The 16,651-nt window shown below is 45.8% G+C and carries 13 protein-coding genes and 1 riboswitch; of the genes, 1 reads left to right on the top strand and 12 read right to left on the bottom strand.

Annotated features, from left to right (window positions below; genetic code table 11):
• Positions 1–27: 27 nt before the first annotated feature.
• From recJ to F893_RS03385, 10 genes are all read right to left on the bottom strand, one after another.
• Positions 28–1,728, bottom strand: coding sequence for a single-stranded-DNA-specific exonuclease RecJ (gene recJ, locus F893_RS03435; RefSeq protein ID WP_005250345.1), 1,701 nt, complete (start codon positions 1,726–1,728; stop codon positions 28–30).
• Between the two features lie 2 nt (positions 1,729–1,730).
• A complete protein-coding gene (pdxH, locus tag F893_RS03430) occupies positions 1,731–2,387 on the bottom strand; it encodes a pyridoxamine 5'-phosphate oxidase (protein ID WP_005250343.1) in 657 nt (218 codons plus the stop codon).
• 14 nt (positions 2,388–2,401) lie between these two features.
• A complete protein-coding gene (glmM, locus tag F893_RS03425) occupies positions 2,402–3,733 on the bottom strand; it encodes a phosphoglucosamine mutase (protein ID WP_034435845.1) in 1,332 nt (443 codons plus the stop codon).
• Positions 3,734–3,856: 123 nt separating this feature from the next.
• The gene (gene guaB / locus F893_RS03420) at positions 3,857–5,323 is read right to left on the bottom strand and encodes an IMP dehydrogenase (RefSeq protein ID WP_004281332.1); all 1,467 of its coding nucleotides are present in this window, start codon (positions 5,321–5,323) and stop codon (positions 3,857–3,859) included.
• A gap of 225 nt (positions 5,324–5,548) precedes the next feature.
• Complete coding sequence (locus F893_RS03415) at positions 5,549–5,914, bottom strand: YkgJ family cysteine cluster protein (RefSeq protein WP_081400831.1); 366 nt, start codon at positions 5,912–5,914, stop codon at positions 5,549–5,551.
• A 96-nt stretch (positions 5,915–6,010) separates the two neighbouring features.
• Positions 6,011–6,808 carry an oxygen-binding di-iron domain-containing protein gene (locus tag F893_RS03410; RefSeq protein ID WP_005250340.1) on the bottom strand — a complete coding sequence of 266 codons (798 nt, stop codon included), beginning with the start codon at positions 6,806–6,808 and terminating at the stop codon, positions 6,011–6,013.
• Between the two features lie 184 nt (positions 6,809–6,992).
• Positions 6,993–7,568, bottom strand: coding sequence for a TMEM165/GDT1 family protein (locus F893_RS03405; protein WP_005250339.1), 576 nt, complete (start codon positions 7,566–7,568; stop codon positions 6,993–6,995).
• Positions 7,569–7,641: 73 nt separating this feature from the next.
• A riboswitch (yybP-ykoY riboswitch) is annotated at positions 7,642–7,782 on the bottom strand.
• A gap of 127 nt (positions 7,783–7,909) precedes the next feature.
• Entirely contained in the window at positions 7,910–9,919 is a 2,010-nt protein-coding gene (locus F893_RS03395; RefSeq protein ID WP_005250325.1) for a 2-oxo acid dehydrogenase subunit E2, read from the bottom strand.
• A gap of 2 nt (positions 9,920–9,921) precedes the next feature.
• Positions 9,922–12,624, bottom strand: a complete 2,703-nt coding sequence (gene aceE / locus F893_RS03390; RefSeq protein ID WP_005250323.1) for a pyruvate dehydrogenase (acetyl-transferring), homodimeric type — start codon at positions 12,622–12,624, stop codon at positions 9,922–9,924.
• A gap of 328 nt (positions 12,625–12,952) precedes the next feature.
• Positions 12,953–13,636, bottom strand: coding sequence for a M23 family metallopeptidase (locus tag F893_RS03385; protein ID WP_005245719.1), 684 nt, complete (start codon positions 13,634–13,636; stop codon positions 12,953–12,955).
• Between the two features lie 107 nt (positions 13,637–13,743).
• Here F893_RS03385 and F893_RS03380 point away from each other — a divergent pair, with 107 nt between their 5' ends.
• The gene (locus tag F893_RS03380) at positions 13,744–14,184 is read left to right on the top strand and encodes a DciA family protein (RefSeq protein ID WP_005245716.1); all 441 of its coding nucleotides are present in this window, start codon (positions 13,744–13,746) and stop codon (positions 14,182–14,184) included.
• A 99-nt stretch (positions 14,185–14,283) separates the two neighbouring features.
• On the opposite strand, the gene lpxC is transcribed toward F893_RS03380, so the two are convergent.
• Together lpxC and ftsZ are read right to left on the bottom strand one after the other, a co-directional pair.
• Positions 14,284–15,186 (bottom strand): UDP-3-O-acyl-N-acetylglucosamine deacetylase, encoded by a 903-nt coding sequence (gene lpxC / locus F893_RS03375; RefSeq protein WP_004281319.1) that lies wholly within the window; start codon positions 15,184–15,186, stop codon positions 14,284–14,286.
• 126 nt (positions 15,187–15,312) lie between these two features.
• Positions 15,313–16,506 carry a cell division protein FtsZ gene (gene ftsZ, locus F893_RS03370; protein WP_005245713.1) on the bottom strand — a complete coding sequence of 398 codons (1,194 nt, stop codon included), beginning with the start codon at positions 16,504–16,506 and terminating at the stop codon, positions 15,313–15,315.
• Positions 16,507–16,651: the final 145 nt, after the last annotated feature.

The following is a 16,651-nucleotide window of genomic DNA, read 5'->3' as shown; positions in this document are numbered from 1 at the left end:
CCGCTCACTCGAGCGGTTTTTTATGGCCTATTGTTCTAAATGGATAATCCGCATTTGCAAGCTGATATTGCCATTAAATACATTTTTATCCAGCTCATAGACCAATCGTGTATCTTTCATCGGGTCAAAGTCATATTTATCCGCTGCATTGAAAGCGATCGCATCCACGACCTGCCCATTCTCCAACGCCACACGTAACTTAAGATGCACATCTTTAAGCCAGCGATAGTCCATGATTTTGAACACACCATCAAAAATCGGTTGGGGGAATTTTTGCCCCCATGGACTTAAATTCTGTAATAAATCGACTGTTTCAATGTGAAAAGCAGAAGCTGGCAGCTCTCCATCCGTCCATAAAGTCGCAGTGAATAAATCCTCATCCATCGCACCAATCAGTACTTCAAAGACCTGCTTAAACTCGGCGAAATTTTCTTTTTTCAGGGTTAAACCGGCTGCTGCTGCATGGCCACCAAAATGACTGACTAAATGAGGATATTGCTCTGCCACCTGTTCAATCGCATCACGAATATGAATACCTTCAATCGAACGCGCTGAACCTTTGATATGAATCCCATCCTGATCCGCGGCAAAAACAATACTCGGACGATGGAACTGCTCTTTTAAACGCCCTGCTACAATCCCGATCACTCCCTGATGCCAATGCTGTTCAAACATGATCAACGCAGCAGGTAGTTCAGTGGCATCCCACTGGATTTTATCCAGCTCAAGCAAGGCTTCCTGCTTGATTTTACCTTCCACCTGACGGCGTTCGACATTGAGCTGATTCAGCTGTTCAGCCAGTGGATAAGCAGTTGTCAGATCAGGAGCCAGCAAACATTCGATGCCGATGTCCATGGTTTCCATCCGTCCAGCCGCATTAATTCGCGGGCCCAGAACAAAACCGAGATCTTGGGCTTTTAGACCGGCAGGATCACGTTTGGCAATATCAAGTAGCGCACTGATTCCTGCACGGCACTGCCCTTGCTGGACCCGTTTCAGACCTGCATCGACCAGAATCCGGTTGTTGTAGTCCAGACTCGCGACATCGGCATAGGTGCCGAGCGCCACCAGATCAAGATAATTGGTAATTACCGTAGAGGATTTTCCAAGTTTCTTTCGATGGGTAGACAGATTGGCCAATACATAAAAAGCCACCCCGACCCCGGCCAGCGCTTTGCTTGGAAAGTCGCAACCCAGCTGATTAGGATTGACCACCGCTTCGGCTTGTGGTGTCGGCTTGGTCGTCAGATGATGATCTGTAATGATCACCTGCATGCCGTGATCTTGGGCCTGTTTGACTCCGTCATGACTGGAAATGCCATTATCCACGGTAATCAGTAAATCAGGTGTGAAACTGACAAAGGCCAGATCTGCAATTGCGGGCGTCAATCCATAACCATATTTAAAACGGTCCGGTACCAGATATTCGACATTGGCACCCATATCGCGCAATGCCAGCACCATGAGTGCGGTACTGGTCGCGCCATCGGCATCATAATCGCCAACAATCACGATTTTCTGGCCACGATCAATTGCCTGATCCATCAATTGAATTGCTTCGGGCAATCCTTTCATGGTGGGTGCCAGCAAATGCTTCAGCTTGAGCTCAAGCTCCTGCTCGGACTCCACCCCGCGACGGGCAAGAATCTCGGCTACAAATGCAGGAACACCCGCTAAGTTTTCAGAACGGGTTAGCAATGGCCGTTGTTTGATTTCCAGTTTTTGCATGGTTATGGCATTAAGCGCTCTAAAGTCCAGCCATCATCGCTTTTACGATAACTCAGACGGTCATGTAAACGGTTCGGACGACCCTGCCAGAATTCATAATAATCAGGTTCGAGACGATAACCGCCCCAGAATATTGGCTTGTCCAACTCTTGCTGATTCGCGACCTGGGTATGCAAATCCCAAAAACGTTGCTGCAATTCTTCACGACTGGCCACAACGCCACTTTGCGGGGTACTGATATGCGCGGCAATTTGGCTTTCCCGTGGACGTTTATGATAATAATCGGTCGATTCTTCTTCTGATATTTTCTTTACACGACCCGAAATACGAATCTGACGTTCCTGATCCTGCCAGTAGAACAACAGTTCGGCATAAGGATTTTCAGCCAGATCTAAACCTTTTTGACTATCATAGTTGGTATAAAAGTCATATCCCGCTTCAGTCGCTCCACGTAGCAATACCGTACGCACATGCGGACGGCCTTGTGCATTGGCTGTTGCCAATGACATGGCATAGGGCTCGTGCAATTTTGCTTCCAGTGCATGGTTAAACCATTGCAAGAACTGCATATGCGGATTCGGATTGACTTGCTGTTCCTGTAACTCGCCTTTTTCATAATTCAGGCGTAGTTCACTCAGATCCTTGATCAGATCACTCATTATCTATGTTCCCGTTAAGCTGCATTGGCACGCACAGCATCTGCCAGGCTGTTTGCAAGTGTGGTGACTTCAGCCAGATCATCGCCTTCGACCATCACACGAATGACAGGTTCTGTGCCAGATTTACGAATCAATAAACGGCCACGACCTTTAAGCTGCTGTTCGGCTTTTTCAAATTCAGCTGCCAGTGCAGGCACTGAATAAGGATCAAACATGGCATTTAAACGTACATTGACCAAGACATTGGGCAACAGTTTAAAGTCAGCCACAAGTTCATGCAGGGCTTTTTTCTGCTCAACCATCACGGTTAAAACTTGCAGGGCTGCAATAATGGCGTCGCCTGTGGTGCTCTTGTCTAAAGTCAGAATATGACCAGAAGGCTCACCGCCAATTACCCAGCCATTTTCTTCCAGACCTTGCAATACATAACGGTCGCCGACTTTGGCACGTAATAACGGCACTTGTGCTTTTTCCAGCGCCAGTTCCAGCGCCATATTGCTCATTAAGGTACCGACGATACCTGCCGGTTTTTTCGAGCTTTGAGTCGCAAGAATATAAAGAATATGGTCGCCATCAATCAGATTACCGGCTTTATCTACGAGAACCACACGGTCAGCATCCCCATCAAAGGCAATACCCAAATCCGCTTGATGTTGAATCACGGCTTGTTGCAAGCTTTCCGGATGGGTTGAACCACAGCCCTCATTAATATTCAAACCGCTTGGCTCATTGTGAATGGCAATCACACGTGCGCCCAGTTCACGGAACACCGCAGGTCCCACGTTATAGGCTGCACCATTGGCACAATCCACCACAATGGTAAGTTCATTCAGATCCAGATGATACGGGAACGTCGATTTACAGAATTCAATATAGCGACCATTAGCATCTTTAACCCGGATACTTTTACCCAGATTCGCCGTGTCTTCAATCACAAAATCTTTTTCAAGCTCCTGATTAATTTCGTCTTGTAAAGAATCTGGCAGTTTTTTGCCTTCTGCAGAGAAGAACTTAATGCCGTTATCAAAATACGGGTTATGCGAAGCGGAAATGACAATACCCAAGCTGGCATGCAAGGCACGGGTCAAGTGAGCAATCGCCGGTGTCGGTAGTGGACCTAAAAGATGAACATAAACGCCGGCGGCATTTAAACCTGCCTGCAAGGCAGCTTCCAGGATATAGCCCGACAAACGGGTATCTTTACCCAGAACCACCAATGGTTTGGATTTTTTACTATGACGTTTTAAAACTTTACCAGCTGCAAATCCCAGTTTCAGGGCAAACTCAGGGGTAATCGGCAATTCGCCAAACTTTCCACGAATACCATCCGTACCAAAATAACTCATCTTTATCTCACTTCTTAGCGGATGATTGATATCACCCATTTTTTTCCTTGAGTCACACTTTACACCAAAATAAAAAAGCCGTCATTTGCATGACGGCTTTTTAAAATTTTAAATCACGGGAGATTAACCCACGCGATAGTTTGGTGCTTCTTTGGTAATGGTCACATCATGTACATGTGACTCCGACATACCGGCAGAAGTGATTTTCACAAACTTAGCATTTTGACGCAGGTCTTCAATTGTCGCAGAACCGGTATAACCCATCGAAGAACGTAGGCCTCCCATCATCTGATGTACGATATTACCCATTGGGCCTTTGTACGGTACGCGACCTTCAATACCTTCTGGAACTAGCTTCTCGGCACCAGCCTTGGAGTCCTGGAAGTAACGGTCAGCAGAACCTGTCGCACCTGCCATGGCACCCAATGAACCCATACCACGATAAGCCTTGTAGTAGCGGCCCTGGAAGAATTCAACTTCGCCTGGTGCTTCTTCAGTACCGGCCATCAATGAACCAACCATAATCGTGCTCGCGCCCGCACCAATCGCTTTAGCCATATCGCCAGAGAAACGGATACCGCCATCCGCGATCAAAGGAATCTGATCTTTCAGCGCATTGGCAACAGAATCAATTGCAGAGATTTGTGGCATACCAATACCCGCCACAATACGCGTGGTACAGATTGAACCAGGACCAATACCAACTTTAACGGCATCAGCACCTGCATCAAGCAACGCCAGCGCAGCATCACCTGTTGCGATGTTACCGCCAATCACCTGAACTTGTGGATAGTTGGCCTTAACCCAACGTACACGCTCAATCACACCCGCAGAATGACCATGTGCAGTATCGACTACAATCACGTCCACACCTGCATCAACCAGGGCTTCTACGCGGCTTGGCGTTTCTGCACCAGTACCGACAGCAGCACCAACACGCAGACGACCCAGGTCATCTTTACAGCTATTTGGATACAATTCAGCTTTACGGAAATCGGTTACCGTAATTAAGCCTTTCAGCTCTTGCTGATCGTTGACCACCAATACTTTTTCAATACGGTGCTGTTGCAATAAAGCTTGGATATTTTCTTTCGATTCGCCTTCACGAACTGTCACCAGACGATCCTGACCAGTCATGATATTGCTGACTGGCTGCTCAAGATTGGTTTCAAAGCGTGTATCACGACCTGTCACGATACCCACCACTTTGCCGTCTTTCACAACAGGCACACCACTGATATTATTGGCTTGAGTCAGCGCAATCAATTCACGTACTGTGGTCTCAGGAGTCACTGTAATCGGGTCTTTAACCATACCCGCTTCGAATTTTTTCACACGGCGCACTTCTGCAGCCTGAACAGCGATATCCATGTTCTTGTGCAAAATACCGATACCACCATTTTGCGCCATTGCAATTGCCATACGGGACTCAGTCACCGTATCCATTGCTGCAGACACAAGAGGAATATTCAGGTTAATGCCACGAGTTAAACGTGTCTTTAGGGAGACATCTTTTGGAAGAACAGTAGAATAGGCAGGGAGTAATAGGACATCATCGAAGGTTAACGCGTCTTGAACGATGGTCAACATAACAGTCTCACTGGTAATTTCCGTGCACTATTATAAACAAATATCGGCTTAAATTTCATTGCAATTGCAAAATTATTTTTTTATTCAAGCTTTGTACACGCAGATCTATGTGGGTGCTAAAACAGTATCAATAATACCTCTGATAATGAAGTTCCCTATTTTAAAATATACCCCGATCATTTTAAGGGAGTGAAAAGCAGAGCCTAAGCTCTGCTTTGGGTAGATTTAGCTGACATATTCAAAACTGTCATCATTGTCGGCTTCATCAGTTTCAATCTGAACAAAGGGCAGCATATTGTGTGCCACACGTGCCTTATTGCATTGTTCATCGGCAATCTGCACTTCTTTGCAGGATGAACTGCGCAGCTCATACATACCGCAGCTGACCTGCTGGCCGATGGTGCCATCGAGTGCAATACAGCGTGGATTTTTTTGATTGGTTCCCGCCATACATGAATAGACTGCTGTCACAGGTTCGGTATAGTGCTCAGGCATATGAATACCTTCAGCCCAATAAAACGAAACCCTGAAATAGGCGCAGCACGCCCCGCAGCTTAAACACGCATCCGGTTTTGGAACTTGAGACAACATTTCTTATAAGTTCTCATTATCAAAAAAAGTTTTTTGGAGAAGAAATATAAAAAATGTTGTTTTTCCACACAAGAAAAAAATTATTTTTTGTGTGAACTATTCAGGACAGGTAAAAACCGTTTCATCCATCAGGTCAGTGCCGCATTCCAGCGTTTCAATCCAGTCCAGAAACTGGGTAATCTGCTCTTTGCCGATAAATGGTGTGCCATGCTGCGGCACAATCATCTCGATTTCCATGCTGCGTACCATTTTCACCCAGAGACGAATCACCTTGTTATTGCACATATAGCGTTGATGGAAGCTTTTCATTTTTGGGATATGCGCGGCAAAGTTTTCCAGTGGCTTGGCGGCATCTTCAACCATGGACGCACCCATATCACCTGAAAATAAAATTTTGGCAATCGGATCATAAAACTGGAAATTCCCTACCGAATGCAGAAAATGCGCCGGTACCGCCACAATATGAGATTGGCCCAGTGGAATGATTTGACCATGATCCGGAAGCTCCACCAGACGGTCCAGCCAGTTGCCTTTCATCCGGTCGCTCATAAAGGCCGAGTTTAAGTGCGGCAAGAAACGCGCCCACAGCTTGGATGCCACCACTTTGGCATCGGTATATACCAGCCAGCGCGGCATGGAAGTGATAATGTCCGGGTCTTGATGTGAAGCCATGACATAGTCCAGATGGGTCAAGCGGGTGTATTTATTCAGTTCCATGGTCAGCGGCACATAGGTTAAATCACCACCCGGATCGAGTACCGCTGCGCGCTCATGATCAATAATCAAAAACTGGTTTGCCTGAACGCCTTCACCTTTGACCAGACTGGTAAAACTGATGCATTTATGTGTCCCATTATCAAACAGGACTTGCGATGTGGTGCGCTCAAAAACCATGTAAATTCCCCAATTTATAATAAAAATAACGTTTTTATACCCGTATAAAATATAAGGAATTTATCAAACTTACAATCAATAAAACTAGCCATATCACACTATTTATCAAGGTTTTGAGAGAATTTTAACCATAAAAAATCCTGAGTTTTTAGCTCAGGATTCATGTAATTTATTATTTTATAATTTAAAAGAAATAATGTTGGGCCAGGGTCGCGACACCAATCACCAGGAAAATCACCGCACCAATTTTATGAATCAGGCTGATCGGCAATCTGTTCGCCAGCTTATCTCCCAAAAACACTGCAGGTGCATTGGCCAGCATCATGCCCAAAGTGGTCCCCAGCATGACCCAGAATACGCTGTCGAAACGTGCTGCCAGTGCAACTGTGGCAATTTGAGTTTTATCACCGATTTCTGCCAGAAAGAATAAAATAAAGGTTGCGCCAAAGACCCCGAATTTTTGCCATTTATTGATACTGGCATTTTCATCCCCGAGTTCATCCGGAATCAGCATCCAGACGGCCATTGCGATAAAGCCAATCGAGACGATCCACAGTAGCACCTCCGGCCCAATCACCGTGGTCACCCATTGTCCCAATACCGCAGAAAGGCCGTGGTTAATCAGCGTCGCCAATAAAATAGCAAATAAAATAGGAACAGGTTTGCGAAAACGTGCAGCAAGCAGCAAAGCAAGCAGTTGGGTTTTATCACCCATTTCAGCCAGCGCTACAATTGCAGTCGACAGTAGGAATTCATACATGAGGTTTTTCTCTGGCTAGCATCCAATACCAATGACTCACCGCTCCTGCTAGCCAAAATCTGCAGAGTGGTAAATCAAAGGTCTTGCCAACAAAAGAAAGCTTGGAAAAGCTGACTTGGTTCTTTGCTATGATGACCATGCTCGGTTGAGCAAATATGTTGACCATCACCCTTCTGCTTTGCGCAAAAGGCGGCTACTCCCCAATGAAGTGCGCCAAGTATAGAATCAAATAGATTATTTTTCAATGCAGCAGCAAAAAACCCTGCCGAAGCAGGGTTTTTCTCTTTACACCCTCTTTGTCTTTCTCCCAGAGAGAGAATAAAGGGCATATACATGATTTTTTAGATCAATAAAGTACGGATATCTTTGAGCAGCTTGGTCAGCTTGTTGGTGAAACGAGCAGCATCTGCACCATTGATCACACGGTGATCGTAGGACAATGAAAGCGGCAGCATCAAGCGTGGATCAAAGCCTTCACCATTCCAAACCGGTTGCATGGTTGCAGGAGAAATCCCCAGAATTGCCACTTGCGGCCAGTTCACCAATGGCGTAAATGCTGTACCACCAATTGAACCTAGGCTAGTGATAGTGAAGTTCGCACCTTGCAGATCTTTCGGCGACAATTTCTTGTCACGCGCTTTTTGACCCAAGATTCCTAGCTCAGTGGCAATCTGTTTAATTGACTTCTGATCTGGGTGACGCAGCACAGGCACGGTCAAACCATCTGGCGTTGCGACCGCGATACCCATATGGATCTCGTTACGTAGCAATACTGACTTACCATCATCGGCCAAGTGACCAGCAAACTCACGCTCTTCTTTTAACAAGTGCGCAACTGCTTTGATGATGAACGCCATAATGGTCAGGCTCAGGCCTTCTTTCTTGAAGTTGCCTTTCAGTTCATTACGCCATGCTTCCAGTTCCGTAATATCTGCTGCATCAAACTGGGTCACTTGCGGAATGAAATTATTCAGCGACAACTGTGGAATAGACACTTGTTGCAAGCGCGTCAAGGCTTTCTCTTCCACACCACCAAAAGCGCTAAAGTCTGGCAGTTTTGGCAGACCTGCGACTTGAGCAGCAGCGGCTACAGGAGCCGCCTGTGGCGTAGTAAGACGCGTTTTGACATACGCTTTCAGGTCTTCTTTCATGACGCGCGCATGTGGGCCAGATGCTTTGACGTCTGCCAACACGACGCCCAGTTCACGGGCCAGTTTACGCACCGCAGGACCGGCATAAACTTTAGAATTAGCGGCATTCTGCTCTTTGGTCAGCTTGTCAGCATTATCCGACGTCGTGACTGTTTGAGTAGAAGATGCAGCAGGTGCCGGGGCTGCTTTTGGTGCTTCTGCTGCTTTCGGTGCTTCTGCTTTGGCTACGACAGGTGCAGCAGCTGCTTGCGCTTCAGCTTCAATTGTCACCAGTGCAATGCCTTGAGAGACATTTTGACCCAGCTCAACATGAATGGCTTTAATCACGCCAGCTGTAGTGCTTGGCACTTCAACAGTGGCTTTATCTGATTCTACCACGATGATGCTCTGATCTTTTTCAACCGTATCTCCGACCTGAACCAGAATTTCAGCCACAGCCGCCTTGTCTACACCCAGGTCAGGCACCATCACTTCAACATTACCTGCAGGTGCTGCTGACGTTTGTGGTGCTTCAACTGCTTTCTCTTGGGCCGCCGCTTGAGCAACTGGTGCTTGAGGTGGTTCTGGCTGTGCTGACGCTGCCGAAACAGCCGTTTTCACTTTCAGAATGACCACACCTTCTTTAATGGTATCGCCTTCTTTAATCTCTATGGATTCCACCGTGCCGGAAACCGTACTTGGCACTTCAACAGTCGCCTTGTCTGATTCCACCACTACGATACTTTGATCCACCTCGATTTCATCACCGACAGCGACCAGGATTTCCCCTACAGTAGCTTTTTCTACACCAATATCGGGGATTTGTACATCAACCACCTGTGAGCTCGCTTGAGCCTCAGGAGCAGCAGAAGCTTTAGGCTGATGTGAAGCCAGTTCCTGCATGATTTCCTGATCCGGCAATGAAGTCGGAGTATTTTCTGAAGTTTTTTGTGAGGCATCTGCTTGCTGTGGCTCGACCACATCGGCGCTACCGTCTTCAGGTTGCAGTTCAATCAGTACCGCGCCTTCAGCGACTTCATCACCCTGGCTGACCAGAATGCTTTTTACCACGCCTGCTGAAGTGCTAGGCACTTCAACAGAGGCTTTATCAGATTCAAGCAATACAATGCTGTCATCAATCGCGATCGTATCACCGACTTTGACCAGAATTTCGGCCACTGTTGCCTTATCTACACCAATATCAGGAGTCGTAATTTGCATGCTTAGTTCTCCTCTTTGTAGTCAGCAACAGCATGTACACATGGGGTTTCTTGCGGTGCCCAAGCCACTGGACGATCTGTATCAAGCTCGAAAGTCGAGATCGCATCTTTTACCAGGCGCGCATCAACTTCACCTTCATCTGCCAGTTTTTTCAAAGTTGCCACCACAATATGGGCAGCATCAACACCGAAGTAACTACGCAAGTTGGCACGTGTATCTGAACGGCCATAACCGTCAGTACCCAATGCTACGAATGGACGGCCATCTGGAAGATAAGCACGAATCTGTTCGCTATAAGCACGCATATGATCGGTTGCAGACACGACGATACCTTCAGTACCGCGAAGCTGTTTCGATACCCATGCTTCTTTTACGTCTTCAGCCAGCGGATGCAAGCGGTTGTATTCTTCACATGCCATACCGTCACGTGCCAGTTCATTGAAGCTGGTTACGCTGTAGACATTTGAATGAATTTGATATTCCTCACGAAGAATCTTCGCTGCCTTGATCACTTCACGCAGAATCACACCTGAGCCCAGTAACTGAACAGTGGCTTTTTCATCTTCTTCAAGCAGGTACATACCGCGCTTGATGCCGTCTTCAACACCTTTTGGCATTTCCGGATGCTCGTAGTTTTCGTTCATCACGGTCAGGTAATAGAACACACGTTCCTGGTTCACATACATACGTTGTAAACCGTCATGCACGATCACTGCCAATTCATAACCGAAACATGGGTCATAAGAAACACAGTTTGGAATGGTATTAGCCAAGATGTGTGAATGACCATCCTGATGCTGTAAACCTTCACCGTTCAGTGTAGTACGACCCGCAGTTGCACCCAGCAAGAAGCCTTGTGCCTGTGCATCGCCTGCTGCCCATGCAATATCACCAATACGCTGGAAACCAAACATCGAGTAGTACATGTACATCGGAATCATTGGCAGGTTATTGGTTGAATAACTGGTCGCCAATGCTGCCCATGCACTCATCGCACCGGCTTCGTTAATCCCTTCCTGCAACATGTGACCGTCTTTGGCTTCACGGTAATGCATCAGCTGTTCTTGGTCTTCCGGGGTATATTTCTGGCCATGCGCGGCATAAATACCGAGCTGACGGAACATCCCTTCCAGACCGAAAGTACGGGCTTCATCAGGCACGATTGGCACAACACGGTCTTTAATCGCTTTCTCTTTAAGAAGTGCAGAGATTAAACGCACCATCACCATCGTGGTCGATTGTTCTTTACCATTTGAACCGGCCAAGACCGAATCAAATACTGAAAGTCCAGGAATCGCCAGCTGTTCACTTTCTTTACGACGTGCAGGCAGGTAACCACCTAAAGCTTCACGACGTGCCTTCATATATTTCAATTCAGGTGAGTTTTCGCTTGGACGGTAGAATGGTACTTCTTCAAGCTGTTCATCGGTGAAAGGAAGATTGAAACGGTCACGCACGTATTTCAAAGAATTGATTTGCATCTTCTTGATTTGGTGAGTTTTGTTGACTGCTTCGATTTCCTCGGACAAACCATAACCTTTCACGGTTTTCGCCAGAATCACGGTCGGCTGACCTTTGGCCGTACATGCTTCGGCATAAGCAGCAAAGACTTTGTACGGGTCGTGACCACCACGGTTCAGATTATCAATATCTTCGTCACTTAAGTCTTTAACCAACTCAGCTGCTTCTGGATATTTTCCGAAGAATTTTTCACGTGCATAAGCACCACCTTTTACCTGGTAACGCTGGAAATCGCCATCGACGGCTTCTTCCATCACTGCTTTCAGTGCGCCGGATTTATCTTTATCTAGTAGTGGATCCCAATGACGGCCCCACACAACTTTAATCACACGCCAGCCTGCGCCGCGGAATAGTGACTCAAGTTCCTGAATGATCTTGCCATTACCACGTACCGGACCATCCAGACGTTGTAAGTTACAGTTTACTACCCAAATCAGGTTGTCGAGCTTTTCGCGACCTGCCAGAGAAATTGCACCCAGGCTTTCCGGCTCATCCATCTCGCCATCGCCCAAATACGCCCAAACCTTACGATCTTCTTCTTTGATCAGGCCACGGTTCATGAGGTACTTTTGAATATGTGCCTGATAAATCGACATGATTGGACCCAGACCCATCGATACGGTTGGGAACTGCCAGTAGTCCGGCATCAAATAAGGATGCGGATAAGATGGCAGACCTTTACCACCGACTTCACGACGGAAATTATTTAGATGCTCTTCAGTCAAACGACCTTCTAAAAATGAACGCGCGTAAATACCTGGTGCACAGTGACCTTGGTAATAGATCATGTCGCCGCCGAAGCTATCGCTGTTGGCACGGAAGAAGTGGTTAAAGCCCACATCATAAAGGGTTGCAGAAGAAGCAAAACTCGCCAGGTGACCACCGAGATCATCACCGGTTTTATTCGCGCGTAATACCATTGCCAAGGCATTCCAGCGGATCAGCGCGCGAATACGACGCTCCATATCCTGATCGCCTGGCATTGCAGGTTGTTCTTCAACAGAAATCGTATTTAAGTAGGGAGTATTTAAACGCTGAATAGGAACATGCTTTGCAATTGCGCGTTGATAAAGTTTTTCTAATAAAAATGCTGCACGCTCAGTGCCCATGTGCTGCAAAACAGAGTCAAATGCATCTTGCCATTCTTGGGTTTCTTGCGCGTCTGTATCGCCATAAAACGCCATAATCTACAGTTCCTAAAAGCCTAATCTAATGTCTTATATGTACCATATTTAAGACCTCTGCAGGTATGGCCTTAGCTGAATGCGATTTAGCAGTACTATTTAGGAACTAAATGATGGGTGACGTATAATTACACTACATAACAAAAAATAGTCAATAAAGGCGATTTATTATACAATCATTATAATAGTTGGTGATAATATGATATCTAAAAGCGATAAAACAAAAAGCCCTTCAAGTTGACTTGAAGAGCCTTCAGCTTAAACGCTTTAAAATGCTTATCGGAGATTTTTTATGTATAGAGATGCATCTTGTTATTCAGGTCTATACTTAAGGTAACATGGCCAAATAAGTAGATGGGTTTTTACGTTGACCGTCTTTTACTACTTCATAATGCAAGTGTGGACCGGTACAGCGACCAGTACAGCCGACATTAGCAATATGATCACCCGCTTGCACCTGCTCTCCCACACGTGCAATAAGACGTGAAGCATGAGCATAGCGTGTTAAATAGCCATTGCCATGATTGATTTCAACGTATTGACCATAACCTGTACCCCAGCCTGATTTGGTCACAATCCCTGGACCTGTTGCATAGATTGGTGTACCACTTGGCGCTGCAAGATCAAGGCCTGAATGATTTTCAGCGCGGCCACCCATAGTACGGCCACCGTAATTTGAACTTACGCGAGAATTAGGTAAAGGATGAGAAATTAGCCAAGAATAAGCACTGTTTGCTGCCGCTTTGTTGGATGAAGTATTGGCATACTTCTGAGCAAGCGTACGATTGTTTAGTTCAACCGGTTTCTCACGAAGCTGAACATTCAATTTAGTCTGTGCTGGAATATCGATATCATCTGGATGAGTATATGCACCCTGTGCCAGAGTACGCGTCAATTGCTCGATACGATCTGTTGAACCATTTTCTTGATTTAGATTAACTAAATCTGCGAACGCAACCGAAGCCGCTGAAACTGATAAAGAAAATGCCAACAAAATACGTCGCATATGCATAAAAAACCTCTCTAAACTGCTTTAATCGAGTTCCTTGAAGATCTCTATCCTTGATATCCACTAAAAGAAGCGCATAAGATTAAGACATAAATATGTAGGAATTATGTATGTCGGAACCTGTCAACGTTTTTCAACAAACAAGAAAACAGATAAAAACAGGAAACTTTTCGTTTCTCTCATCACAAGTCGCTGGCTGGCAGAAACTTACGAAACTCGTACAACCGCTATTGCCCCAACCGGAACGCTGGCAAGTTGTCTGCTATCAAAATGGTGTGTTAACGATTACTGGTGAAAATCAGGCCATGATCAGTCAATTGGCCTATCTTCAAAAGCAATACATTTCACAACTCTCTCAAATAAATGAATTAACAGATCTCACTAAACTTCAAGTTTGCCTGCGGAATCCTTCGCAAACGCCACCTGTTTCAGCAACACCTGAAAGAGCCTTAAATGCAGAAACACAGGAATTACTTCGTAGTGCTGCTGACTTTATAAGCGACCCTAAGCTTAGCCAAGCTTTACTACGTTTGGCAAGCAATAAAAAGTAACATCGCAATCAAATGTAATAAATTAAAGAGCAAACATTATGTGATGTGTGTCACAGTATTAAAGCAATAACAAAAACATAAAGACACAAACACAATGACTTATGTCACATTCACATACATGATTGGACAATTGGCTTCGTCATCAAATGTTACAATTTCATAGCAGCTTGGATCACTTTTCACATTGCGTAAAAGTTGATTATTCAAGGCATGTCCAGATTTATAACCATCAAATTTGGCAATAATCTGATGCCCGAGCAGGTATAAATCACCCACGGCATCCAGAATTTTATGACGTACAAATTCGTCCGAGAAACGTAAACCTTCTTCATTAACGACCCCGGTTTCATCCACACCAATGGCATTTTCCAGACTTGCACCTAAGGCCAGATTATTGGCTTTGAGATAATCCAGATCTTTCATAAACCCAAAGGTACGCGCTTCACTGACTTCATAAACGAAGGTTTCAGTAGAAAAATCGATACTGGCGGACTGATGTTCTTTTTTAAAGGCAGGATGATCAAAATCGATGGTGAAATTCAGCTGAAAGCCCTCATGTGGGCTAAAAATGGCACATTTGTCATCAATTAGTGCTTCAACCGGTTTAATAATCTTGACGAATTTTTTAGCAGCATCCAGTTCTTGCAAACCACCCTGCATTAACAGGTAAATAAACGGACCTGCGCTGCCGTCCATAATCGGCACTTCAGAAGCCGATACTTCAATAATTAGGTTATCAATGCCCAGACCAGCGATCGCACTCATGACATGTTCAATGGTGCCTACTTTGGCATTTTCCTGAACCAAGTTCGAGCACATAAAGGCTTCCTGAATCAGCATGGCATCGGCAGGAATGTCCACCGGCGGATTCAGGTCAATACGACGAAACACAATTCCCCCATCGGCATGGTGCGGCACAAAGTTAATCATGACTTTTTGCCCACTGTGAAGACCGATTCCGCTCGCTTTCACGACACGTTTCAGGGTACGTTGTTTCAACATGCTTTTATCATCTGTTCATCTATAAAACCGCTATACGTTAGCATATTTGGCCATTGATAAAAAACAAAAAGGTGGCTTAAAAGCCACCTTTCCTGTCTAATCCAGCTAAACACATGATGTTACATGTTATTTACGCTGTTGATTCTTAAGATAATCCTGAATACTCATTGGCGTTGGGCGCGGGCTAGAAACTGAAGTTGCCGCTGGATTCGCTGCTGCCCCTGTTTCATGTTGCTGACGCTGAATTGCCGGTACATCATCATCTTCCACCACAGCCTGTGCAGCTGCTGCTGGACGAGTTGCCTGTACATTAGTACGTTTGGTCGGTTCAACTGAATCCGCTGCATGACGGGTTAGACCTGTTGCAATCACAGTCACGCTGATTTCATCACGCGCATCCGGATCAAAAACGGTACCGTAGAATACCTGACCTTCATCTAAATCGACAATCTGGTTCACGACATCGGTAATTTCTTCAATTTCACCGAAAGTCACATCATCGCCACCGGTCACGTTGATCAGAATACCTTTGGCATTCATGATAGTCACGTTGTCGAGTAATGGACTACGGATTGCCTGTTCAGCAGCCTGACGTGCACGGTTCTCACCACGACCCAGACCGACACCCATCATGGCATAACCACGTGTGCTCATGGCTGTTTTCAAGTCAGCAAAGTCAAGGTTGATATGACCTGGACGGACTACCAAATCAAAAATACTGCGTACTGCATTCAGTAGAACATCATCCGCTTTTTTATATGCATCTTTCATTGAAATATCACGGAAGACTTTCAATAGACGCTGGTTTGGAATAATGATCAATGAGTCTACATGCTGCTCAAGCGCTTCAATACCTTTTTCAGCAGACTGTAAACGACGTTTGCCTTCAAAGTTAAATGGCGTGGTCACGACACCAACTGTCAGGATACCCATTTCTTTCGCAATTTCAGCCACGACTGGCGCTGCACCAGTACCAGTACCACCACCCATACCCGCAGTAACAAAGACCATATCGGTCCCTTCAAGCTGCTGGCGGATCAGTTCACGGCTTTCTTCTGCTGCGGTCTGGCCGACTTGCGGATTTGCACCTGCACCCAGACCACGGGTACTTTGCTCGCCCAGCTGAATTTTAAATTCGGCTTCCATGCGATCCAATGCCTGCTTGTCCGTATTGGCACAAACAAACTTTACGCCCTGGATATCGGACTGCAACATATGTTGTACAGCATTACCACCCGCACCACCTACACCAAACACAGTGAAACGGGCTTGACCATTGCTATCGCTATGATCGTCTTCGAAAAATTCAAATGAGGCCATGACCTATAAAATTCCTAATTCATAATTGGCAGTCACTAAGCCCGTATACTGCCTTAATCTTAATAAAATTGTTTTTAAGAATGCTGCTCATGCGTTCACTTGTCAAGTACAAGCCGGATTAACTACATCTTCCCAACAATATTCA

Origin of the sequence: Acinetobacter sp. CIP 102136 (genome assembly GCF_000369685.1) — a bacterium.
Classification (GTDB): Bacteria; Pseudomonadota; Gammaproteobacteria; order Pseudomonadales; family Moraxellaceae; genus Acinetobacter; species Acinetobacter fasciculus.
Note: the sequence above shows the minus strand (reverse complement) of the source record. Positions and strands in the feature narration are given on the sequence as shown.